The sequence below is a fragment of the Adlercreutzia mucosicola DSM 19490 genome (genome assembly GCF_000422625.1).
Taxonomy (GTDB): domain Bacteria; phylum Actinomycetota; class Coriobacteriia; order Coriobacteriales; family Eggerthellaceae; genus Adlercreutzia; species Adlercreutzia mucosicola.
This window is the reverse complement of the sequence record NZ_AUGK01000004.1, coordinates 188,154-210,146: the sequence shown is the minus strand read 5'-3', so window position 1 is coordinate 210,146 and position 21,993 is coordinate 188,154. Positions and strand designations below refer to the sequence as shown.

At 66.8% G+C, this 21,993-nt stretch carries 20 protein-coding genes; 19 read left to right on the top strand and 1 reads right to left on the bottom strand.

Annotated elements, in window-relative coordinates; genetic code table 11:
• The first annotated feature begins 9 nt into the window (after positions 1-9).
• The 19 genes from G503_RS0102520 (at position 10) to gluQRS (ending at position 20,904) form a co-directional block, all read left to right on the top strand.
• On the top strand, positions 10-1,374 hold the full coding sequence (locus tag G503_RS0102520) for an MATE family efflux transporter (RefSeq protein ID WP_028026350.1): 1,365 nt from the start codon (positions 10-12) through the stop codon (positions 1,372-1,374).
• A gap of 294 nt (positions 1,375-1,668) precedes the next feature.
• Positions 1,669-2,955 carry a branched-chain amino acid transport system II carrier protein gene (gene brnQ, locus G503_RS0102515; RefSeq protein ID WP_028026349.1) on the top strand — a complete coding sequence of 429 codons (1,287 nt, stop codon included), beginning with the start codon at positions 1,669-1,671 and terminating at the stop codon, positions 2,953-2,955.
• Positions 2,956-3,112: 157 nt separating this feature from the next.
• Positions 3,113-5,050, top strand: coding sequence for an NADH-quinone oxidoreductase subunit 5 family protein (locus G503_RS0102510; protein WP_035021482.1), 1,938 nt, complete (start codon positions 3,113-3,115; stop codon positions 5,048-5,050).
• A 16-nt stretch (positions 5,051-5,066) separates the two neighbouring features.
• A complete protein-coding gene (locus tag G503_RS0102505) occupies positions 5,067-5,936 on the top strand; it encodes a complex I subunit 1 family protein (protein WP_028026347.1) in 870 nt (289 codons plus the stop codon).
• A gap of 12 nt (positions 5,937-5,948) precedes the next feature.
• A complete protein-coding gene (locus G503_RS0102500; protein WP_028026346.1) occupies positions 5,949-6,392 on the top strand; it encodes an NADH-quinone oxidoreductase subunit B family protein in 444 nt (147 codons plus the stop codon).
• 7 nt (positions 6,393-6,399) lie between these two features.
• Positions 6,400-7,140, top strand: coding sequence for an NADH-quinone oxidoreductase subunit C (locus G503_RS0102495; protein WP_028026345.1), 741 nt, complete (start codon positions 6,400-6,402; stop codon positions 7,138-7,140).
• 2 nt (positions 7,141-7,142) lie between these two features.
• Complete coding sequence (locus G503_RS0102490) at positions 7,143-8,231, top strand: hydrogenase large subunit (protein WP_028026344.1); 1,089 nt, start codon at positions 7,143-7,145, stop codon at positions 8,229-8,231.
• Between the two features lie 6 nt (positions 8,232-8,237).
• Positions 8,238-8,639, top strand: a complete 402-nt coding sequence (locus G503_RS13265; RefSeq protein WP_051190839.1) for a 4Fe-4S dicluster domain-containing protein — start codon at positions 8,238-8,240, stop codon at positions 8,637-8,639.
• A 131-nt stretch (positions 8,640-8,770) separates the two neighbouring features.
• Entirely contained in the window at positions 8,771-9,442 is a 672-nt protein-coding gene (locus G503_RS0102480; RefSeq protein ID WP_028026343.1) for a CDP-alcohol phosphatidyltransferase family protein, read from the top strand.
• 610 nt (positions 9,443-10,052) lie between these two features.
• Positions 10,053-11,990, top strand: coding sequence for a VanW family protein (locus tag G503_RS16910; protein ID WP_169628136.1), 1,938 nt, complete (start codon positions 10,053-10,055; stop codon positions 11,988-11,990).
• Positions 11,991-11,994: 4 nt separating this feature from the next.
• Positions 11,995-13,275, top strand: coding sequence for a phenylacetate--CoA ligase family protein (locus tag G503_RS0102470; RefSeq protein WP_035021479.1), 1,281 nt, complete (start codon positions 11,995-11,997; stop codon positions 13,273-13,275).
• Complete coding sequence (locus G503_RS0102465; RefSeq protein ID WP_028026341.1) at positions 13,275-13,706, top strand: amino acid-binding protein; 432 nt, start codon at positions 13,275-13,277, stop codon at positions 13,704-13,706. Before G503_RS0102470 ends, G503_RS0102465 begins: the two co-directional genes overlap by 1 nt.
• Positions 13,707-13,770: 64 nt before the next feature.
• Complete coding sequence (locus G503_RS13255; RefSeq protein WP_235715472.1) at positions 13,771-15,198, top strand: D-alanyl-D-alanine carboxypeptidase family protein; 1,428 nt, start codon at positions 13,771-13,773, stop codon at positions 15,196-15,198.
• Between the two features lies 1 nt (position 15,199).
• A complete protein-coding gene (locus G503_RS0102455; RefSeq protein ID WP_028026340.1) occupies positions 15,200-15,640 on the top strand; it encodes an FHA domain-containing protein in 441 nt (146 codons plus the stop codon).
• 83 nt (positions 15,641-15,723) lie between these two features.
• A complete protein-coding gene (locus G503_RS0102450; RefSeq protein WP_028026339.1) occupies positions 15,724-17,448 on the top strand; it encodes a thiamine pyrophosphate-dependent enzyme in 1,725 nt (574 codons plus the stop codon).
• 12 nt (positions 17,449-17,460) lie between these two features.
• On the top strand, positions 17,461-18,048 hold the full coding sequence (locus tag G503_RS0102445; RefSeq protein WP_028026338.1) for an indolepyruvate oxidoreductase subunit beta: 588 nt from the start codon (positions 17,461-17,463) through the stop codon (positions 18,046-18,048).
• Positions 18,049-18,052: 4 nt separating this feature from the next.
• On the top strand, positions 18,053-18,502 hold the full coding sequence (locus G503_RS0102440; RefSeq protein ID WP_028026337.1) for an amino acid-binding protein: 450 nt from the start codon (positions 18,053-18,055) through the stop codon (positions 18,500-18,502).
• On the top strand, positions 18,499-19,878 hold the full coding sequence (locus tag G503_RS0102435; protein ID WP_235715471.1) for a phenylacetate--CoA ligase family protein: 1,380 nt from the start codon (positions 18,499-18,501) through the stop codon (positions 19,876-19,878). Before G503_RS0102440 ends, G503_RS0102435 begins: the two co-directional genes overlap by 4 nt.
• A gap of 75 nt (positions 19,879-19,953) precedes the next feature.
• Complete coding sequence (gene gluQRS, locus G503_RS0102430; RefSeq protein WP_028026335.1) at positions 19,954-20,904, top strand: tRNA glutamyl-Q(34) synthetase GluQRS; 951 nt, start codon at positions 19,954-19,956, stop codon at positions 20,902-20,904.
• A gap of 129 nt (positions 20,905-21,033) precedes the next feature.
• On the opposite strand, the gene G503_RS0102425 is transcribed toward gluQRS, so the two are convergent.
• The gene (locus G503_RS0102425) at positions 21,034-21,963 is read right to left on the bottom strand and encodes a prenyltransferase (protein WP_084636213.1); all 930 of its coding nucleotides are present in this window, start codon (positions 21,961-21,963) and stop codon (positions 21,034-21,036) included.
• Positions 21,964-21,993: the final 30 nt, after the last annotated feature.

Here is a 21,993-nt window from a genome sequence, read left to right as displayed (position 1 = left end):
GATACGGCGATGGAGCAACAAACGTTGAGGCGGGGGAGGGGCGACGGCAGGACGATCCGCCAGTTGGCCCTGCTCGCTATTCCGACGTTCGGGCAGCTTATCGCGGAGCCGGCGTTCGTACTCATCGACACCGCCATTGTGGGGCACGTGGGGACCACGGCGCTTGCGGGGCTTTCGCTCGGGTCGACCATCGTACTCACCGCCGTGGGGCTCTGTATCTTTCTGGCCTATGCGACCACCTCGCAGGTCTCCCGCCTGTTCGGCGCCGGGAAAAGGCGCGAGGGGCTCGCGACGGCCGTGGACAGCCTGTGGCTTGCCCTCTTGATCGGCGTGGTTCTGGCGGCGGCCATCTTCTCGTTCGCCGAGCCGCTCAGCTACGCGCTCGGCGGCAGGGGCGAGGTGCTCGTCCAAGCCGTCGCGTACACGCGCGCCGTGGTGCTGGGCGTGCCCGGCATGCTTCTGGTCTACGCATCGAACGGGCTGTTCCGCGGGTTGCAGAAAGTGAACATCACGCTGGTCGTCGCCGTCGGCGGGGCGCTTGTCAACACGGTGCTCGACATTATCTTCGTCATCGGGCTCGGTTGGGGCGTCGGCGGCTCGGGATTTGCCACGTTTATCGCCCAGTGGTTCATGGCCCTCTGCCTGCTCGTTCCGGCGCTGCGTTGGATACGCGCCGAGGGGGTCTCCCTGCGCCCGCGCGTGGCCGGGATAAAGGCGGCCGGCGGCGACGGGCTACCGCTGTTCCTGCGCACCCTGGCCCTGCGCGTCGCCCTTGTGGGCACGGTGGTCGCAGCCGCTGCCATAGGCGATGAGGCGCTGGCGGCCTATCAGGTGGTGAACGCCGGCTGGAACTTCGTACTGAACATCCTTGACTCTGTCGCCATCGCCGCCCAGACGCTTGTCGGCGCCCGCCTCGGGGCCGGAGAGAGGGAGGAGGTGCGCTCGATTACGCGGCTCTCCGCGCGGGTGGGGCTCGTCGTCGGCATCTTCATGGGCGCTGCCTTCGCCCTGGCAAGTCTTCCTGCGGCCCCCTTGTTCACGGAAAGCGCTGGGGTGCAGCAGCTGATCGCGGCGGGTATGATTGCCGCCGGCGCAGGCCTGCCGCTGGAGGGATGGATGTGGGCGCTCGACGGCATCCTCATCGGGGCTGGCGATTTCAAGTACCTCGCGAAGACCTGCGCCGGGGTGGCGGCGGTCTACTTGGTCGCGCTGGTGCTGTTCGCGGTTGTTCTGCTGCCGCGGATCGGCGATGGGCTGGCGGCCATGGCGGCGTTGTGGTTGCTCTTCGATTTCGTCCTCATGGGCGGCCGCGCCGTGACCAACGGCCTGCGCGCTCGGGGCGACAACTGGATGAAAGGGCCTATGGCCCCATAGAAATACTCGATGGAAGCGGAGGGCGCGGCACCTACTGCGTCCACGCCGGCAACTACGCCCTCATCACCGCCTCGGTGGAAACCGCATAGCCGGAAGGGGAGGGGTCGGCTATCGCGCTTCCGCCCCTCCCTTGACGATTTTATGCCGCTTTGGGGGCGCGGGGGTGCGCACCTGGGCCTATGCGTCATTATGAATCATTCCGTTTGCAGCAATGGGCGGGGTCGGAACGGCCCTACTTATATAGAGGGTCGCGCGGTGCGCGCACCGCGGCCAGGGTGTTTCAAGGGAGGGCGCATGAACAAGAACGCGCTGGTAATCGGATTGGCGCTGTTCGCCATGTTCTTCGGAGCGGGCAATCTCATCTTCCCGCCGTTTCTCGGCCTGGAGAGCGGCTGGGACTGGCCACTGGGCTTGGCCTGCTTCGTCTTCGTGGACGTGGTCATCTCCTGCGTCGGCGTGGTGGCCATCAACCGTGCCGGCGGCTCCATCCTCTCCATCGAGGGCGTGCTCGGCAAGCGCGCCGCTTTGGCGCTGAACACCGCGGCCATCCTGTGCACCGGCGTCATCATCGCAAGCCCCCGCACCGCCGCCACCACCTACGAGATGTCCATCGCCCCCTTGCTCGGCGACCAGATCGGCCTTTTGCCCTTCTCACTGCTGTTCTTCGCCGTGGTGCTGCTGTTCACCCTGCGCCCCACCCGCATCGTGGGCATCGTGGGCAAGGTGCTCACCCCGGTGCTCGTCGCGGGCATCGTGATCATGGTGGTGGCCGGCGTCGCCAACCCTCTCGGCCCCGTGACGGCTCCCGAAACGGCCACGGTGGTAGCCGACGGCATCTCGGCGGGCTACCAGACCATGGACATCCTCGCCGTGGTGGGCTTCGCCATTATCGTGCAGGAGTCGGTGCGCGCCGCGGGCTATGCCGACGGGAAAAGCCAGCTGTCGGTGACGGCTCGGGCGAGCCTGGTGGCCTGTGTGCTGTTGACCCTGGTCTACGGCGGCCTCACCTACCTGGGCGCCACGGCGGCCACCGTGGTCTCCCACGACGTGAACCAGGCTACGCTCATCACGCTCATCACCGAGCAGCTCATGGGACAGACTGGCCTTGTCGTGCTCGGCGTGGTAGTGGGATTCGCCTGCCTGACCACGGCCGTGGGCCTCGTTGGCGCCACGGCGGCCTATATGGAGCGCATCACCGACCGTCGCGTCAGCTACCGCGCGGCGCTTATCGCCGTGGTGGTCATCGCGCTGGCCATCTGCAATCTGGGCCTCACGAACATCATCAACTTGGCGGCCCCGGTGCTCTCGGTCATCTGCCCGCCGTTCATGATCACCGTCGTTTTGCTGCTGTTCCGTAAGCATATCCACAGCACCTGGACGTTCAAGGGCGCGGCTCTGGCCGCTGTGGGCGCAAGTCTGCTTCTGACCACCCACGACCTCACCGGCTCCCTCGCCTTCGTGGAGGCCGCGCCCCTCTACAGCTTCGGCTTCAGCTGGCTCATTCCCGCCGTCGCCGGCGCCGCCATCGGCGGTCTCCTGGGGAAACGGTTCGACCGAAATTTATTGCAAGCGCACAATTAGCCCAACCCTTTTACCGAACAATCGCCCCTGCCCTGGCGAAGGGGAGGAGGAGCGCAGTCGTTCTTTGCTATGGTAGAGCGAAGATCGCACGCGATCTCGCCTATGCGGGCGATGCTCTTCGCCGCGCAGGGCCGATTGAAGGGTAAGGAGGGCCTGCATGGAACTCAGTCTCGGACTGCTCGGCTTCCTCATCGTGTTCCCCCTGGTCGTCGCCGCCATTCTGCTTGTTGTGCGGCATGAGGCCCCGCGCCGCGTCATCGTGTGCGCCGCCGGCATCGTCATCGGAGTCGCGTCCGTCGCGCTGGTGGTGATGAATTTGGGCGCGACGTGCACCTTGTTCGAATTCCAGAGCGAGGCGCTCGATTTCGTGTGCACGGGCATTTCCGTCGCCATCGCCGCTGTCATCATCGGATTTGCCGTGCGCTACCGCAACCCGTGGGCCGCCGTGCTCGCTGTGGTGCAGATCGTGGGCACCCTGGTGCTGGAGTTCGTCTTCGCCCATGACATCGAGGTGACCTACGGCCTGTACTTCGACTCCCTGTCGCTTCTGATGACCTTCATCATCGGCGTGGTGGGCAGCGGCATCTGCATCTACGCCGTCGGCTACATGGAGGATTTCCAGGCCCACGAGCCCGCCGGCGCGCCGGATCGCCGCCCGCTGTTCTTCGCGCTCATGTTCATCTTTTTGTCTGCCATGTTCGTCATCGTGTTCGCGAACAACATGGAGTGGATGTTCACCGGCTGGGAAGTGACCACGCTCTGCTCCTTTTTGCTGATCGGCTACACCCGCACCGAGGAGGCCATCCGAAACGCCTTCCGCCAGATCATCATGAACCTGGCCGGCGGCCTGGGCTTTCTCGTGGCGCTGTACTCCTGCGCGCTTACCGTGGGCACCTTCTCGTTCTACGAGTTTCTGGCCATCGGCATGAGCAACCCGGTGCTGACCACGCTCGCGGTGACCGCCCTGGCCTTCGCGGGCATCACGAAAGCCGCCCAGATGCCCTTCCAGACCTGGCTTCTGGGCGCCATGGTGGCCCCCACCCCCACGAGTGCCCTGCTGCACTCGTCCACCATGGTGAAGGCCGGCTGCTTTCTGCTGGTGAAGCTGGCGCCCGTGCTGCACGTGACCCCGGCCGCGGCCATCATGGTCATGCTGGTGGGCGGCATCACGTTCGTGCTCTGCTCGTTCATGGCCATCTCCCAGTCCAACGCCAAGCGCGTGCTGGCCTATTCCACCATCGCGAACCTGGGCCTCATCACCGCCTGCGCCGGTGTGGGCACCCCCGAGGCCGTGTGGGCGGCCTGCTTCCTCGTGCTGTTCCACGCCATCGCGAAGTCGCTGCTGTTTCTGTGCGTCGGCACCGCCGAGCACCACATCGGCAGCCGCGACATCGAGGACATGGACCTCTTGTTCGACCGCATGCCGCGCCTGGCCCGTTTCATGATGCTCGGCATCATGTGCATGTTCATCGCCCCCTTCGGCATGCTCATGGCGAAATGGGCGACGCTGGTGTCCTTCGTCGACACCCACCAGGTGGCGCTCATCCTCATCCTGGCCTTCGGCAGCGCGGCCACCTTCATGTTCTGGGCCAAATGGCTCGGCAAGCTGGCCGGCATCGCCGGGGCGCCCGAGAACGTGGAGACCACGGTGAAGCCCACGGAATGGGCCTCGCTGCTGCTCATGGCGGTACTGCTGGTGCTCAGCTGTGTGTTTCTGCCCTTCATCTCGGTATTCACCGTGGAACCCTACCTGCTGTCGGTCTACGGCACCTTCGGCCAGGACATCTCCACCGACAACCTCTGGCTCGCCTCCATCTGCACCATCATCGTGGTGGTCGTGCTGTTCGCCGGCGTGGGGCGCAACCAGAAGAGCCGCAAGGTGAGCGTGTACCTGGCCGGCGTCAGCCGCGACGACGACTCCCGCGCGTTCCAGAACGCCCTGTCGGGCACCGCCGTGGCCCAGGCCCGCAACTGGTACATGACCGACGTGTTCGGCGAGAAGCGCATCGCGCCGGTGGGCGTGGTGTTCAACTCGCTCATCATGGTGGTCGCCTTCGTGGTGGCCTTCGTCGTTACCCCGATGTTCATCTTCTAGGAAGGGTGTGATCGCTATGACTTTGGTATCGACCCTGATCGGCACCCTTCTGTTCACCCTGATCGCGCCTGTGGTCGGCTGTTTTCTGGCCGGGCTCGACCGCATCGTCAGCGCCCGCATGCAGGGGCGTGTGGGGCCGCCGCTGCTGCAGCCCTACTACGATGTGCGCAAGCTCTTCGAGAAGGAGCGCGCCAGCGTGAACTCGGTGGAGTCGGTCTATGTGGGCGCGGCCCTGCTGTTCGCCCTGCTGGCCGGAGGCGTGTTCTTCTCCGGCGGCAACCTGCTGCTCTGCGTGTTCGTCATCACGCTGTCCAGCCTGTTCTTCATCATGGCCGCCTATTCCACCCGCAGCCCCTACGCTGAGGTGGGCGCGGCCCGCGAGACGCTCCAGGTGATGAGCTACGAGCCCATGGTGCTGCTCATGGCGGTGGCGTTTTTCCAGGCCACCGGCTCCTTCGACGTGGGCGCCGTCTTCGCGCAGCCTCATCCCATCATCTGCGCCATCGGCCTGGTGTTTCTGGGCGTGCTGTTCATTCTCACCATCAAGCTGCGCAAGTCGCCCTTCGACCTGGCGCTGTCCCACCACGCCCATCAGGAGATCGTCCGCGGCGTGACCACCGAGATGAGCGGCCCCACCTTAGGTCTCGTGGAGATCATGCACTGGTGCGAGAACGTCCTGTTCATGGGCTGGATCGGCCTGTTCTTTGTGTGGGGCAACCCCATCTCGGTGGCGCTCGCCCTGCTCATCGTGGTACTGGTGTACTTCCTCGAAATCTGGATCGACAACAACTTCGCCCGCGTGAAGTGGCAGTTCATGTTCAAGTCGGCGTGGCTCGTAGCGCTCATCGCCGGCGGCGTGAACATCGCCCTGCTCGCGTTTCTGTAAGGAGGGATGGTCATGGCATTCGCATCCAAATCCCCGTGGGTCATCCACTACGACGGTTCCAGCTGCAACGGCTGCGACATCGAGGTGCTGGCCACGCTCTGCCCCGGCTTCGACGGCGAGCGCTTCGGCGTGATCAACACCGGCAACCCCAAGCACGCCGACATCTTCTTGGTCACGGGAAGCGTGAACGAGCAGAACATCAATGTGGTGCGTGAGATCTACGACCAGATGCTGGAGCCAAAGGTCGTCGTGGCCTGCGGCATCTGCGCCTGCTCGGGCGGCGTGTTCCACGACTGCTACAACGTCATCGGCGGCGTTGACAAGGCTATTCCCGTGGACGTGTACGCCCCGGGCTGCGCCGTGCGCCCCGAGCAGCTCATCGACGCCATCGTGGCCGGCATCGCCGTGCTCGATCAGAAGTCCGCGGCCCTGGCGGCCGCGCGGAAGGGAGCGTGAGGCGCCCATGGATAAGTTCACCCAAACCTTTGCGCCCCTCAAGTTGGGCCAGGTGCACGACCTGGCGGCCGCCCGCGCCGCTGAGGGCTGGCGCTACGTGCAGATCCTCGCCGTGAACACCGAAGAGGGCATCGACCTGGTGTACTCCTACATGAAGGACGGCCATCTGGAGAACTTCACGGTGAAGGCCGTGCAGAAGACCGACGTGGTGCCCTCCATCACCGATGTGTTTCTGGAGGCCTTCGTCTGCGAGAACGAGATCCACGACCTCTACGACGTGGCCATCGCGAACATCGCCATCGACTTCGGCGGCATGTTCTACCAGCTGTCGAGCAAGGCGCCCATGACCGTGGTCAGCCCCGAGCAGCTGGCGGCCCGCGAGAAGGCCAAGAAGATCGCCGCCGCCAAGGCCGCCAAGGAAGCCGCTGCGGCGCAGAAGGCGGCCGAGCCCGCCGCGTCGGCAAGCGCTCCGACCGGCCCCACCGAGGAGGAGATCCAGGCCAAGATCGCCGGCTTGGACCCGGAGAAGGCGGCGAAGGTGCGCGCGGCCATGGAGGCGAAGGCCAAGAAGGCCGCAGCAGCCGCAGCGTCGGCCCCATCTCCGGCGCCGGCCGCGACCGGCCCCACCGAAGAGGAGATCCAGGCGAAGATCGCCGGGCTCGATCCCGAGAAGGCCGCCAAGGTGCGGGCCGCTCTGGAGGCCAAGGCGAAGCGCGCGCAGCAGAGCGCGGAAGGGAAGGGTGAGTAACCATGGGCAAGGCAACCGTCATTCCCTTCGGCCCCCAGCACCCGGTGCTGCCGGAGCCTTTGCACCTCGATCTGGTGGTGCAGGACGAGACCGTCGTCGACGTGCTTCCGCAGATCGGCTTCGTGCACCGCGGCCTGGAGAAGCTCGTGGAGACCCGCGACTACAACCAGTTCATCTACATCGCCGAGCGCATCTGCGGCATCTGCGCCACGGGCCATTCCGTGGGCTACGCCGAAACCGTGGAGGAGCTCATGGGCGTGGAAGTGCCCAAGCGAGCCGAGTACCTGCGCGTCATCTGGCACGAGCTGTCCCGCGTGCACTCGCACCTGCTGTGGCTGGGCCTGGCCGCCGACGCCTTCGGCTTCGAGTCCATGTTCATGCACTGCTGGCGTTTGCGCGAGCGCGTGCTCGACATCTTCGAGAAGACCACCGGCGGCCGCGTCATCCTGTCCGTGGTGAAGGTGGGCGGTGTCGTCCGCGACATCGACGCCACCCAGATGGCCGAGATCATCGCCACCCTGGAGGGCATCAAGGACGACTATACCAAGATCATGAACACCCTGCTCACCGACACCTCGGTGAAGAACCGCACCGTGGGCGTGGGGTACCTGTCTGCCGAGGACGCCGCGGCGCTGTCCATGGTGGGTCCTTTCGCTCGCGCCTCCAACCTGCCCTACGACGTGCGTTCCTTCGGCCGCGGCGCCTATGGCGATCTGGTCGACTTCCAGCCCATCGTGGCCACCGAGGGCGACTGCTACGCCCGCGTGAAGGTGCGCTGCCTGGAGGTGCTCCAGTCTTTCGACATCATCAAGGAGCTGGCGGCGAAGATGCCCGCCGGCCCCATCGAGGTGGCCGTGAAGGGCACGCCGGCCGAGGGCGCCGAGGCCTCCAACGTGCTGGAGCAGCCCCGCGGCGAGTGCTACTACTATGCCCGCGGCAACGGCACCAAGAACCTCGAGCGCATGCGCATCCGCACGCCAACCTCGCAGAACCTCGCCGGCATGACCGTGGCCCTGAAGGGCTGCGATCTGGCCGACGTGAACATGATCATCCTGACCATCGACCCCTGCATCAGCTGCACGGAAAGGTAGGCATCCATGGGTAGCTTCAAGCTGGGTGGCATGACCTTGGGCTCGCTCTTCAAGAAGCCCGAGACTCTGCTGTACCCCTTTGAGACCAAGCCGGCCCCTGCGGGACTGAAGGGCCACATCGCCATCGATGCTGCCGATTGCATCCTGTGCGGTATCTGCGCGAAAACCTGCCCGGCCGATGCCATCGTGGTGGAGAAGAAGGACCGCACCTGGTCCATCGACCCTTTTCGCTGCGTGCAGTGCGGCAGCTGCGTGCGCGCCTGCCCCAAGGCCTGCCTGTCCATGGATCCCGCCTACACCCCGGTGGCCACGGCCCAGAGCTGCCGCGTGGTCGAGGTGCCCGACCCGAAGGCCGCCGCGACGACGCCGGTATCGGCAGCCGAGACGGAGACCCTAACGGAATCGTAAGGTAAAGAGCGCGTTAAGTTTCATGGCGAACCCTTGAAGGCCGCTGCGATCTGGTAGAATTGCACAAGCTGGCATGACAGTCCGGACTCCCTTGGGGGTCCGGATTTTTTGGAAAGGGGAGGCTTGTTCCTATGGCCGAGAAGCTGAAGAACGCAAGCGGTGCGACCGAGGAGGTCACGCACCGGATCTTCACCCTGGCCAACATCATCTCCTTCGCGCGCCTGCTCATGGTGCCGGCCTACCTCGTCCTGCTTCTGAATGATTACGACCTGGCGGCCACCCTCGTGTTCGCCGTGGCCGCCGCCACCGATTTCCTCGACGGCCAAATCGCGCGGCGCACCCATACGGTGTCGCGCTTGGGCCAGCTGCTGGACCCGGCCATCGACCGCATCCTCATGATCACCGGCGTGCTCGGCGTGTTTATCGTGGGCCGCATCCCGCTGTGGGTCATCGTCGTGGTGGTCGTGCGCGATCTGTACCTGCTCATCGGCGGGGGCATCCTGCTGTCCCGCTTCCGCATTCGCGTGCCCGTCATCTACCCGGGCAAGTTCGCCACGACGTTTCTGTTCGTGGGCTTCGCGGGCCTGCTGCTGAACTGGCCCCTCGTCCCGGGTCTGGGACTGACCGACGCGGCGTGGCTGCCCGGCTTCAGCGACGGGATGGTGTCCTGGGGTATCTGGTTCATCTACGCCGGCCTCATCCTGTCGCTCGGCGTGACGGTATACTATTCCGTCGCCGCGGCCCGCGCTCTGAAGCGGGCCCTGGCCGACGACCCGAAGAGGTGCGGTCATGGTGCAGCGTAGGGGCTCTGCCGCTGGCTCCCCGCACCGGCCGGGCCGCTCGCAGACCGAGCGCGGCGCCAGCGCCCGGGACGCCTCTTCGGCAACGCCCCGCACCGGCCGCCCGCGTTCGGAGAGGGGGGCGGGAAAGGGAGGCGGCGCATCTGGCCGTCCTTCGCGCACCGTACACACCCGTCCGGGTCGCAAGGCCGAGGACGGCTCCCGCCCGCGTTCGCATACCGCCTCATCCGAGAGCCGCGGCCGCCGCGCCGCTGGGACGACGGGGGCGCAGCGTGCCGCGCGCACGCGCATAGATGCCCCGTCCCCTCGCGCCATCGCTCCCCGCGATCGGGTGCGCGAGGGCAGCGCCAGCCGCACGGCCCCGCGGACGCGCCCCGCCGAAGCACCGGCAACCCGCCCGGGCGCGAGCCGGGAGCGTGGCACCGAGCCTGCGGGCCGCGCCACCGCGCGGCGCGGGAGCGCCCGCGAGGCATCCGCGCGCGACCGCATCCAACGTCGTGGCACTGAGCATCCGCATGCGAGAACGGCGCGGCGCGCCAAGAAGGCCCCTGCGAGCAACGGCGGTCCGCGTGCCATGATCCCCGCCACCCAGCTTAGGCGTCGCAAGTCAAAATTGCCCCTGATCGCGGCGGCTTTTCTCCTAGCGGGTCTGCTGGTCGGCGGTGCCTTCGGCATCGATCACCTGCTCAACGGCGAGCGCATCTACCGCGGCGTGTCCGTGGGCACCGTCGATCTATCGGGCATGACCCGCCAAGAGGCAGCCGTGGCCCTCGATGAGGCCTACGGCGATCATGTGAGTTCCGGTGCCGGCATCATTTTCGCGAGTGACGAGGCGGCCCAGACCGTCGACGTGAACACGGCGCTGACCGAGGAGGCCGCCCAAGCCGAGCAGCTGTCGGTGGAGGAGGCCCGGGCCGACAAGAAACTGTGGGTCGCCGAGGCGGGTACCTTGGGCGCGCGCATTCCCGTTACCGATCTGGTGGAGGAGGCGTTCGCCATCGGCCGCGACGGCGGTCTGAGCCAGCGCATCGAGGCTGCCACCCAGTCGGTGACCCTGCCCGTGCGCCTCTTCTTCGACGAAGAGGCCCTTGAGGCTTTGGCCACCGAAATCGACGAGACCATCGGCGAGCCCCGCGTCGACTACAACGTCGCCATCGAAGAAGGGGTCACGTCGCTGGTCGAGGGCCACGACGGCACCATCGTCGACCGCGATGAGCTGCGGGGCAAGCTCGCCGAGGGCTTCCTCGGTGCCACCCCCGACAACTTCTCCTTCGTCGCCCACGCCTCCTGGGCCCCCTCGCGCATCGATGCCGAGGCGGCCGAGGCCTGCCGCGCCTTCATCCAGTCCGTCCTTGACCGCGGCATCACCTTCACTTTCGAGGGCAACCAGTGGGATCTGGGCGCCGCCGAGATGGGCCGCTGGATCACCACCGACGTGATCGAGCGCGACGGGGTCGCGCGCCTGGCCCCGACTTTCGACGAGAAGACGGCCTGCGCAGACCTGCTCGCCCTCATTCGCGATGCGGGATTCGTCTCCGCCGTCACCGTCTCCTTCGCCAACGAGGGCGGCGAGCTGTGGGTCTACGCCCAGGACGGTTCGCGCTACCCGCTGACCGCCGACGCGGTCAGCGCCGCCGACACGGGCATCTTCGCGGCCTTCCGCGACACCGGCGCGGCCGAGGTGGCGCCGGAGCGGCCCAGCATCGCCATCGGCTGGGGCGCGGCTCCCGCCAAGACCACCTTCGACGAGGCCCTGGAGAAGGGGCTCATCAGCAAGATCAGCTCTTACACGACCGAATACAACGACGGGGCCGGCACCGCCAACCGCCGCCACAACATCCATCTGGCCGCCGACCTGCTCACCGACTCCATCGCCCGAGCCAACGGCGGCATCTGGTCGTTCTCCGAGGTGCTTGGCGGCGAGGCCAACGAGGCCATGGGCTTCAAAGGCGCCGGCGTCATCTCCGGCGGCGAGTACACCGACGCCATCGGGGGCGGCATCTGCCAGGTGGCCACCACGGTGTTCAACGCTGTCTACGAGGGCGGCTACCCTGTGACCGAGCGCCGCAACCATTCCCTTTACATATCCAGCTATCCCACGGGCCGCGATGCCGCGATCGCGTATCCTTATCTTGATCTCAAGTGGCAAAACGACACCACCTCCGACGTGCTTCTGCGCACGCGCTACACCGACGGCTCGCTCACGGTCACGCTCTACGGCATCGACCCGGGCTACGTGGTCACTACCGAGACCGGCGACTGGCGCCCTGGCGAGGCCTATCAGACCAAGACCAAGGTAGACGAGAACGAGGCGCCGGGCACCCGCTACGTGAAGACCAAGGGCGCCGACGGCCGCAGCGTCACCGTGCACCGCATCGTGCGCGACCGTGCGGGCACCATCCTGCACGAGGAGGATTTCGAATCGAACTACAACCCGATCAACGAGGTGATCGTGGAAGGGCCGAACGCACCGGCCCCCGACGAAGGGGATACGGACAAGGACAAGGAAAGCGACGGCAAGGAGGACGCCCGTGTATCAACCGGAGATTGAGGCGATGCCCCGTGAGGAGCTTCGCGAGCTGCAGCTGGAGCGTTTGCGCGAGTCGGTGCGCAACGCCTACGAGAACGTACCGCTCTATCGCGAGCGCTTCGATGAGGCCGGGGTCACCCCCGACGATTTGCACAGCCTGGAGGACCTGGAGAAGTTCCCCTTCGTCGTGAAGCAGGACATGCGCGACAACTACCCCTTCGGCATGTTCGCTCGCGAGAACGCCGACGTGGCCCGCATCCACGCCTCCTCGGGCACCACGGGCCAGGCCACCGTGGTGGGACACACCGCCAACGACCTAGCGAACTGGGGCGATTGCTTCGCCCGCGGCATCGCCATGGTCGGCGGCTCGCGCGAGTCCACTATCCAGGTGTCCTACGGCTACGGCCTGTTCACCGGCGGTTTGGGCGCCCATGCCGGCGGCGAGGCCATGGGCTGCACCGTCATCCCCACTTCTTCGGGCAACACCAAGCGCCAGGTGCAGATGCTGAAGGACTGCAAGACCGACATCCTCTGCTGCACCCCGTCCTACGCCCTGCTCATCGCCGACACGGCCATCGAGATGGGCTATGACCCTGCCACCGAGTTCCAGATCTCCGGCGGCATCTTCGGCGCCGAGCCCTGCTCGGAGAACATGCGTCAGGAGATCGCCGACAAGCTGGGGCTGCAGTACTGCGACGTCTACGGCCTGTCGGAGATTATGGGTCCGGGCGTGGCCATGGAGTGTGCCGAGCGCGGCGGCCTGCACATCGCCGAGGATCAGTTCTACTGCGAGATCATCGATCCCGATACCTTGGAAGTGCTGCCCGACGGGGAAGTGGGCGAGCTCGTCATCACCACGCTCACCCGCGAGTGCTCGCCGATGATCCGCTACCGCACCCGCGACGTCACCACCATCCACGCCGAGATGTGCGCCTGCGGGCGCACCCACCGCAAGATCGGTCGCCTGCTGGGCCGCACCGACGACATGCTCATCATCCGCGGCGTGAACGTGTTCCCGTCCCAGATCGAGCAGGTCATCACCGAGTTCCCCGAAATCGCCACCCAGTACCAGATCATCCTCACCATGCAGGGCCCGCTCGATCACGTGGAGCTGCAGGTGGAGACCGAGCCCGATTTCCCCATCGACGAGGTGCGCGCCCTGGAGGATCTGCGCAGCCGTCTGGCCGCCGCGCTCAAGAGCAACCTGCAGGTGGCCGTCGACATCAAATTCGTGGAGCCCAAGACCATCGCGCGCTCGGAGGGCAAGGCCAAGCGCGTCATCGACCTGAGAGGGGAGACGAACTAATGATCTCGCAGCTGACGGTATTCCTCACCAACGAGAAGGGCCGCCTGGCGGCCGCCTGCCGCACCCTTTCCGAGGCGGGCATCAACATGCAGGCCCTGTTCGTGGCCGACACCGCCGACTTCGGCATCGTGCGCATCTTCTGCGACACCCCAAGGCGCGCCGCGGCCGTGCTCGCCGAGGCGAACTTCCGCGCCACGGTCACCCCGGTCATCGCCGTGTCGGTGGCCGACGAGCCCGGCACCTTGGCCTCGCTTCTGGAGTTCTGCAACGAGGCGTCCATGAACATCGAGTACGGTTATTGCTTCTCCACCGCCGCCGGCGCAGCCATCGATGTGCTGAAGATCGCCGGCGAGGGAGCCGAGGCCGCTCTGGCCGAGGCCGGTTTCAAGATCCTTTCTCCCGAAGAGGTTTATGTTGTTGATCCGAGCTAAACATCCGCATACCGCTCAATCCCGCAGCCGACGCGCCTGTCTGACCAGACGGGCGCTCGCCTGTTTGCTGGCCGCTGTTCTGGCCGGCGGTATCTTCGCGCCCGCACCGGCCCTGGCCGAGGTACGCGGCACCGACCAGCTGCTGGGCACCACCGTGGCCGAGCGGGGGCTTCCCGCCGTGGCCTGTCCGAACGTCACCGCGAAGTACGCCATCGTCGTCGGGGCCGACGGCACCGTATACTTCTCGCGCGATGCCGACACGCAGACCCACATCGCCTCCATCACCAAGGTGATGACCGCCATCGTGGCCCTGGACTCCGGGATGCCCCTGGACACCACGGTCACCGTGAGCGAGGCCGCGGGCACCGTGGGCGAATCGTCGGCCGAGCTGGCCGTGGGCGACAAGCTGTCGCTGCAGGCGGCGCTCACGGGCCTCATGGTGCCCTCGGGCAACGATGCGGCCATCGCCATCGCCGAGACCGTGGGAGCCACCCTGGCCGCCGAGGGGCAGGACCCCAACGAGGCCTTCGTGGCCGCCATGAATGCCAAGGCGGCCGAGCTCGGCATGACCAGCACGCTGTTCTCGAACCCCCACGGCCTGGATGTGGGCGAGTTCGACAACGAGATGTACTCCACGGCCCGCGATGTGGCCGTCATGTGCGCCTACGCCATGAAGAACGAGACGTTCCGCGCTATCGTGGCCATGCCCACCGCCCAGCTGACCGTCACCAAGCCCGACGGGGCCACCCACATCATCGACCTCACCTCGAGCGACCTTCTGCTCGACAGCTACGAGGGTGCCTGTGGCATCAAGACCGGCTTCACCGACACGGCCGGCTACGCCTTCGCCGGCGCCTGTAACCGGGGCGAGGGCGACTTGTACGCCATCGTGCTGGGCACGCCGTCGGAAAGCGCCCGCTTCGAGGACACGAAGGCGCTGCTGAACTGGGTGTACGACAATCGCATGACCTATGCCCTGGCCCACAGTCCCCAGACGGTCTCCATGGACAAGGACGGCGCGGCCACCGAGGTGCCGCTTATCGCCGAGGTGCCCCAGACCGCCTGGCCCGACAAGTGCGTGAAGGCCACCCTGGCCGATCCGAGCGCCACTGTGGAGGTGTTCGCGCCCGAGGGCAACGTGAGCCAAGAGCTTGTCACCCGCGACCTGCCCGGGGCCGTGGCCGCAGGGGATGTGGTGGGCACCCTGAACTTCTACCAGGGCAACCAGCTGATCGCCTCCCAAGACCTGGTGGCCACAGAAGACTCTCCGGCGCCGGATCTGCTCCAGTCCATCGGCTTTTGGTGGGACCGCCTCTGGGCCGGCTTCGGCGGCACCGAGCTCGTAGCCGAGCCGGTGCTCGTCAACGAGACGCCGCTTATCTACAGCAAGGCCGCCACCGATCAGAACATCGACGATATTCGGGCCATCGCCGCCGGCGAGGCGCCCTTAAGCGAGGGCGATTCGTCCTCCGACGATTCCAAGGAGGAATAACATGAGCGATACGTGTCCCGTTTGCTCCCACCCCGTCGCCCCCGGCGATACCGCTTGTCCCACCTGCGGATTCAAGCTGCTGGGAACGACTCAGGCCTTCAAGCCGCTGACCATGGACGGCCCAGCGCCTGCCGCCCCCGAGGGCAACGCCGTGCGCGCCTCGCTGAACGTGGTGCGAGGGCCCCAGGTGGGCATCACCTTCGAGCTGGGCAGCGAGCCCCTCAGCGTGGGTCGCAGTCCCCAGTGCTCCATCTTCCTGAACGATATGACCGTCTCGCGCATGCACGCCACCATCGAGCCGGAGGCCGGCTGCTACGTCATCCGCGACGCGAACTCGTTCAACGGCGTGTGGGTGAACAACGACACCGTCGAGGCCAAGGCCCTGCGTCCCGGCGACATGATCCAGATCGGCACTTTCTGCATGCGCTACGAGGAGCACTAGGGCACAGCTCGCTGCGGTCGGCGCCAGAGGCGCGGGGCCGACCATCGGGGGAAACGGCAGGGGATGAGAGGAGAGAGTATCTTATGGAACTGATGTCGGGAAACGAGGCCATCGCCCAGGGCGCCTGGGAGGCCGGCTGCACCATCGGCGTGGCCTACCCGGGCACGCCCTCCACGGAAACGCTGGAGGCCTTCGCTCGGAAAGAGGGAGTCTACGCCGAGTGGTGCATCAACGAGAAGGTGGCCGTGGAAGTGGGCATCGGCGCCTCGGCCGCCGGCGCGCGGGTGCTGGCCACCATGAAGCACGTGGGCGTGAACGTGGCGGCCGACCCGCTGTTCACGGCCGCCTACACGGGCGTGGGGGGCGGCTTCGTCATCCTGGCTGCAGACGATCCGGGCATGTACTCGTCCCAGAACGAGCAGGACTCCCACTACTACGCCCAAGCCGCCGCCATCCCGTGCATGGATCCGGCCGATTCCGCCGAGGCCCTGCGCTTCGCCCGCGACGCCTTCGCGATCTCCGAGCAGTTCGACGTGCCGGTGATGCTGCGCTCCAGCGTGCGCATCTCCCATACGAAGACGCCCGTGACCTGCGGCGCGCGCGCCGAGCACCCGCTGCGTCCCTACGAGAAGGACCCGGGCAAGTGGGTGATGATGCCCGCCTTCGCCAAGCCCCGTCGACAGGTGCAGCTGAATCGCGTCGACGCGCTGCGCGCATGGGTAGAGACCTGCCCCTACAACGAGGTCGTCCGCCGCGGCAGCGCAGTGGGCGTCGTCTGCGCCGGCGCGACCTACCAGCACGTGATCGAGGCGCTACCCGAGGCCTCGGTGCTGAAGCTGGGGGTCACCTGGCCTGTGCCCGCGAACCTGCTGCGCGACTTCGCTGCCTCGGTGGATCGCCTCTACGTGGTGGAAGAGGGCTCGGAGTATTTGGCTGACGCTGTGCGCGCCTGCGGCGTTGCCGTGAGCGAGCCGCCCGCGCCGCTGCCGCGGGCCGGCGAGCTGTCGCCCGGGCTCGTGCGCGCCGCCTTCGGCATCGCCGAGCCGCCCCACGCCCCGGCCGTGGAGGGCCTGCCCAGCCGTCCGCCGGCGCTCTGCCCGGGATGCCCTCACCGCATCGTGTTCAAGGAGCTCGCCCGCATGAAGGCCATCGTCACCGGTGACATCGGCTGCTACACCTTAGGCGCCCTGCCACCGCTGTCCGCCATGGACACCACGGTTGACATGGGGGCCTCGGTGTCCATGGCCCACGGCTTCGAACTGGCCTTAGGCCACACCGAGCACAAGCCCGTGGTGGCGGTCATCGGCGACTCCACCTTCGCCCACTCGGGGCTCTCATCGCTCATCTCCACGGTGTACAACCGCGGCGCGGGCACCGTGTGCGTGCTGGACAACCGCACCACGGCCATGACCGGCCGCCAGGGCAACCCCTTCAACGGCGTCACCCTGCAGAACCGACCCAGCCGCGAGCTGAACATCGAGGCCGTGGTGGCGGCCTGCGGCGTGGAGGACGTGCGCGTGGTGGATCCCAACGATATGGCCGCCGTGCGCAGCGCCCTGAAGGAGGCGACGGCCATCGACGACATCTCCGTCATCGTGTTCCGCTCGCCCTGCGTGCTGCTGGAGCGCAAGCCGGCCAAGCCCTTCTGGGTAAACGCCTCCTGCACCGCCTGCGGCTCCTGCGCCACCTTGGGCTGCCCGGCCATCGCTCGCGACGAGTCGGGCGTGGCCCTCATCGACGCCGGCCTGTGCATCGGCTGCGGCCAGTGCGTGCAGTACTGCCGTTTCAACGCCATCGTTCCGGAATAGGGGAGGATCATCATGGAACAGACGAAAACCGTGCTTCTGTGCGGCGTGGGCGGCCAGGGCACGATCCTCGCCGCCGATCTTCTGGCCTTCGGCTGCATGGAAGCCGGGCTGGATGTGAAGGTGTCCGAGATTCACGGCATGGCCCAGCGCGGCGGCGCCGTGACCACCGTGGTGCGCATCGGGGAAGCGGTGCAGTCCATGGTGTCCGATCCGGGCTGCGCCGACATCATCGTGGCCTTCGAGACCACCGAGGCCCTGCGCAATCTGCCCCAGCTGGCCCAGGGCGGCGCGCTCATCGTGAACGACGAGGCCATCAAGCCCTTGCCCGTGCTCATCGGCGCCGCCTCGATGCCCGCCGACGCCCGGGGCCAGCTTTCCCGCGCTGGCGCCCTGCTCGTGCCCGCCGATGCCATCGCCCGCGGGCTCGGCAATGCCAAGTGCGCCAACGTAGTGCTCGTGGGCGCGCTCACCGCACGGCTCGACATCCCCGCCGAGGTATGGGAGCGCGCCGTGGCCGCCCGCGTGCCCGCCCATACCGTGGAGGCGAACCTGGCCGCCCTGCGCGCCGGCCGCGACCTCGTTGCGAATCAGGAGGCCTGAGATCATGACCGTTTCCCAAATCAGCGTTTTCGCCAACAGCAAGCCCGGCCACATGGGCCGCGTGCTCGACCTGTTCGAGGCCGCCGGCGTCAGCGTGCGCGGCTTCTCGGCGGCCGACACCGGCGAGTACGGCATCCTGCGCTTCGTGGTGGACAAGCCCGAAGCGGCCCTTGCAGCCCTGCAGGAGGCCGGCTGCGCCTGCGTGATCACCCCGGTGCTCTGCCTGAAGTTGGAAGATACGCCCGGCGAGCTGTCACGCGTCATGGGCGTGCTCGCCCGCTGCGACATCAACGTCGTGTACAGCTATTCCATGATCTCCACCTACATCGTGCTGTCCACCACCGACACAAAGCGCGCCTTCGAGCTCCTCTCCGGCGAGCCGGTGGTGATGATCAGCCAAGACGATATCGCCCGCTTCGTGGCCGATCGCAGCGAGAAGGAGGCCGTCAAGTGAGCGCTCCCGCCATCAACGTGACCGAGAAGGGGGGCGCCCTGCGCGCCGCCGCCGAGGGGCGCTTCGACGCGCTGCCCATCTACAAGCCCGATATCGAGTGCGCCCCGCGCGAGCAGATCGAGGCCGTGCAGCTGGCGAAGCTCAAGGACACCGTGGCCTACGCCTACGAGCGCGTGCCCTACTACCGTGCCAAGATGGACGAGATGGGGGTGGCGCCCGCCGACATCCAGACCTTGGCCGACGTGCGCAAGCTGCCCTTCACCGATAAGGCCGTCCTGCGCGACACCTTCCCCTTCGGCCTGTTCGCCGTGCCCCTGGACGAGATCCGCGAGCTGCACTCCTCCTCGGGCACCACGGGCAAGCCGGTGGTGGTGGGCTACACCGACGACGATATGGATATATGGAGCGAGTGCATCGCCCGCCTCGTGCAGATGGCCGGCGTCGTGCCCGGCGATCGTGCCCAGATGGCCTTCGGCTATGGCATGTTCACCGGCGGCTTCGGGCTGCACTACGGCCTGCAGCGCCTCGGATGCGCCATGATCCCCGCCGGCTCGGGCAACACCGAGCGCCATATCCAGATGATCGAGGACTACGGCACCACCGTGCTCGTGGCCACGCCCTCCTACGCCATGCACATCTGCGAAGTGGGGGAGAAGATGGGCTACGACTGGGAGGCGTCGCCGCTGCGCGTGGGCCTGTTCGGCGGCGAGCCCTGCCCGCCGGGCTTGAAGGCCGAGATCGAGCGCCGCATGCACATCGTGTGCACCGATAACTACGGCCTCACCGAGGTCATGGGGCCGGGCGTGTCCGGCGAGTGTTTGGCCGAGCGCTTCCAGCAGCACATCGCCGAGGACCACTTCCTGTGGGAGGTCATCGATCCTGAGACCGGCGAGCCGGTGGGCGAGGGGGAGATGGGCGAGCTGGTGCTGACGCCCCTGGGCAAGCAGGGCATTCCCGTGCTGCGCTACCGCACCCACGATCTGACGGCCGTGCACACCGAGCCCTGCGCCTGCGGGCGCACCCTGGCGCGCATGGACAAGGTGCGCTCCCGTTCCGACGATATGCTCATCATTCGCGGCACCAACGTGTTCCCGTCCCAGATCGAGGACGTGCTCACGGGCATCGATGAGGTGACGCCGCACTATCACATCATCGTGCGCACTAATCGCGGCATGGACGAGCTCATCGTGGAGACCGAGCTGCGCCCCGAGGCCTTCTCCGATTCCATGGCCTCTATGGAGGCCCTGCGCGGGAAGATCGCCGAGAAGCTGAAGAGCACGCTGCTCGTGGCGCCCACGGTGCGCCTCGTGGAGCCCGGCGGCATCGAGCGCGCCATCGGCAAGGCCAAGCACGTGGACGACCAGCGCGCCAAGTAGGCAAAAGGACCGCGGCTGCTTCTTCGGAGGCACCGCGGTCCTTTTGCGAGCCGCTAGGAGAAAGGTGGGGAAGTCGTGAGCTCAAGCGCGCCGTCGCCGACGCCCGTGGTCGGGCGCTTCGCCCCGTCGCCGACCGGGCGTATGCACGCGGGGAACATCTTCGCGGCTCTGGTGGCGTGGCTCGTGGCGAAGTCCCAGGGCGGACGGATGGTGCTGCGCGTAGAGGATCTGGATCGGGAGCGGTCGAAGCCCCGTTTCGTCAGCGACGTGCAGCACGATTTCGAGGCCCTGGGGCTGACCTGGGACGAGGGCCCCTACTTCCAGCACGATCGCGACGAGGCCTACCGAGCGGCCTTCGATGCCCTCGCTGGCCGCAACCTGGTGTATCCCTGCTTCTGCACCCGGGCCGACCTCCATGCAGCCTCGGCACCTCATCGCGGCGAGAAACCGGTCTATCCGGGCACTTGCCGCTCCCTCAGCGCCGATGAACGCAGTGCGCGGGCTGCGGCGACGGGACGCGTGCCGGCCGAGCGTCTCATCGTGCCCGATCGCGTCTACGGCTTGGACGACCTGGTGCAGGGGCCCTACACCCAGAATCTGGCCCGCGATTGCGGCGACTTCCTCGTCCGCCGCTCCGACGGCGCCTTCGCCTACCAGCTGGCCGTGGTGGTAGACGATGCCGAGCAGGGCGTGAACTCCGTGGTTCGGGGCATGGACCTGCTCTGCTCCACCCCGCAGCAGATCTACCTGCAGGAACTGCTCGGCCTGCCCGGGGCCGTCTACGCCCATGTGCCGCTGATCGTAGGGGAGCGCGACCGCCGCCTGTCGAAGCGCGATCGCGACGCGGCCCTCGACGAGCTGCTCGTCCGCTTCAAGACCCCGGCGGCCATCATCGGCCATATCGCGGGCCTCACCGGCCTGGCACCCAGCGCCGACCCCGTCACCCCCGAAGAGCTGCTGCCCCTGTTCTCCGCAGGTCAGCTGAAGTCCTGCTTCCCCGATCCCATCCAAATCCAGTGGCGGTAAGAAGCCATTGAAAACGCCCCGTCGGGACGGGCTTCAGCCAGGCAACCGCGCACTCGCCGGCATCTCCGTAGGGGCGGGCTTCAGGCCCGCCCGCAACAACCGACCGAGCCAGCGTGTCCTTCCCATTCCCTACAGCATAAGAGCTGCGGCGTAAAACGCACCCAAGGCCACGTTGATGCTGCCGATCTGTCCCATGGCCCCGATGCGCGACGGAGGAGCAAGGGGGCTCTTCCACAGCGCCGCCAGCAGGGGATAGGTGGCCAAGACCATGAACGGCATCACCACGAAACCGTTCACAAACCACAGGCGCACGATAAGCACCACGGCGACCACCCAGGCGACGAGGAGCCCGTGATAGACGGCACGCGCCCGCTCGCGCCCGAGCAGCACGGGCAGGGTGCGGCGGCCGGCGGCGATATCCTTCTCGATGTCGCAGGTGTTGTTGGTCATCATAATGAGTCCCACGCCGATGATCGCAGGGATCGCCCACACCAGCATCATGAATTCGAGGCGCCCCGTCAGCACCTGATAGCAGGCCAAGGGGATAAGACCGCCCATGACCAAGCCACTGACGGCCTCGCCGATGGGCAGATAGGAGATGGGCGTCTTGCCTCCCGAATAGGCCACCACGATCACCGCACCCACCGCGGCAATGACCAGCGGGATGAGGCCGGCATAGTACATGACGTAGATGCCCGCGAGAAAGGCCGTCGCGAGAAAACCGATGGCCAAAGCGAGCACCGAACGGGGATTCACCGCATTGTAGATCAGCACAGCATCGGCGACCTCCACATTGTCATCGGCCGAGTCAGTGCCCTTCACGTAGTCGAAGTAGTCGTTGAATGTGTTCACCGACGCCTGCATGAGGACACAGATGACCAGCAGCACTATGGTCATGAACGGGGAGAGGCGACCGGTCGTTGCCGCAGCGCACCCCGTCGCGATCAGCACGGGCATGATGGAGGCGGGCCAGGTATGGGGGGCGGCCAGCTGCAGGGCCAGACGCGGCGAGAGGGGAGTGAACGCTCCCCTCTTCTCATTTTCCATATTCGTACTCATGTTCGTTTTCATTCCTTAGCGAAAGGACGG

What these genes read in the sequence shown, in the direction of transcription:
- G503_RS0102520 (WP_028026350.1), top strand. Translation starts at nt 10, where the DNA reads ATGGAGCAACAAACGTTGAGGCGGGGGAGGGGCGACGGCAGGACGATC.
- brnQ (WP_028026349.1), top strand. Translation starts at nt 1,669, where the DNA reads ATGAACAAGAACGCGCTGGTAATCGGATTGGCGCTGTTCGCCATGTTC.
- G503_RS0102510 (WP_035021482.1), top strand. Translation starts at nt 3,113, where the DNA reads ATGGAACTCAGTCTCGGACTGCTCGGCTTCCTCATCGTGTTCCCCCTG.
- G503_RS0102505 (WP_028026347.1), top strand. Translation starts at nt 5,067, where the DNA reads ATGACTTTGGTATCGACCCTGATCGGCACCCTTCTGTTCACCCTGATC.
- G503_RS0102500 (WP_028026346.1), top strand. Translation starts at nt 5,949, where the DNA reads ATGGCATTCGCATCCAAATCCCCGTGGGTCATCCACTACGACGGTTCC.
- G503_RS0102495 (WP_028026345.1), top strand. Translation starts at nt 6,400, where the DNA reads ATGGATAAGTTCACCCAAACCTTTGCGCCCCTCAAGTTGGGCCAGGTG.
- G503_RS0102490 (WP_028026344.1), top strand. Translation starts at nt 7,143, where the DNA reads ATGGGCAAGGCAACCGTCATTCCCTTCGGCCCCCAGCACCCGGTGCTG.
- G503_RS13265 (WP_051190839.1), top strand. Translation starts at nt 8,238, where the DNA reads ATGGGTAGCTTCAAGCTGGGTGGCATGACCTTGGGCTCGCTCTTCAAG.
- G503_RS0102480 (WP_028026343.1), top strand. Translation starts at nt 8,771, where the DNA reads ATGGCCGAGAAGCTGAAGAACGCAAGCGGTGCGACCGAGGAGGTCACG.
- G503_RS0102470 (WP_035021479.1), top strand. Translation starts at nt 11,995, where the DNA reads ATGCCCCGTGAGGAGCTTCGCGAGCTGCAGCTGGAGCGTTTGCGCGAG.
- G503_RS0102465 (WP_028026341.1), top strand. Translation starts at nt 13,275, where the DNA reads ATGATCTCGCAGCTGACGGTATTCCTCACCAACGAGAAGGGCCGCCTG.
- G503_RS0102455 (WP_028026340.1), top strand. Translation starts at nt 15,200, where the DNA reads ATGAGCGATACGTGTCCCGTTTGCTCCCACCCCGTCGCCCCCGGCGAT.
- G503_RS0102450 (WP_028026339.1), top strand. Translation starts at nt 15,724, where the DNA reads ATGGAACTGATGTCGGGAAACGAGGCCATCGCCCAGGGCGCCTGGGAG.
- G503_RS0102445 (WP_028026338.1), top strand. Translation starts at nt 17,461, where the DNA reads ATGGAACAGACGAAAACCGTGCTTCTGTGCGGCGTGGGCGGCCAGGGC.
- G503_RS0102440 (WP_028026337.1), top strand. Translation starts at nt 18,053, where the DNA reads ATGACCGTTTCCCAAATCAGCGTTTTCGCCAACAGCAAGCCCGGCCAC.
- G503_RS0102425 (WP_084636213.1), bottom strand. Translation starts at nt 21,963, where the DNA reads ATGAGTACGAATATGGAAAATGAGAAGAGGGGAGCGTTCACTCCCCTC.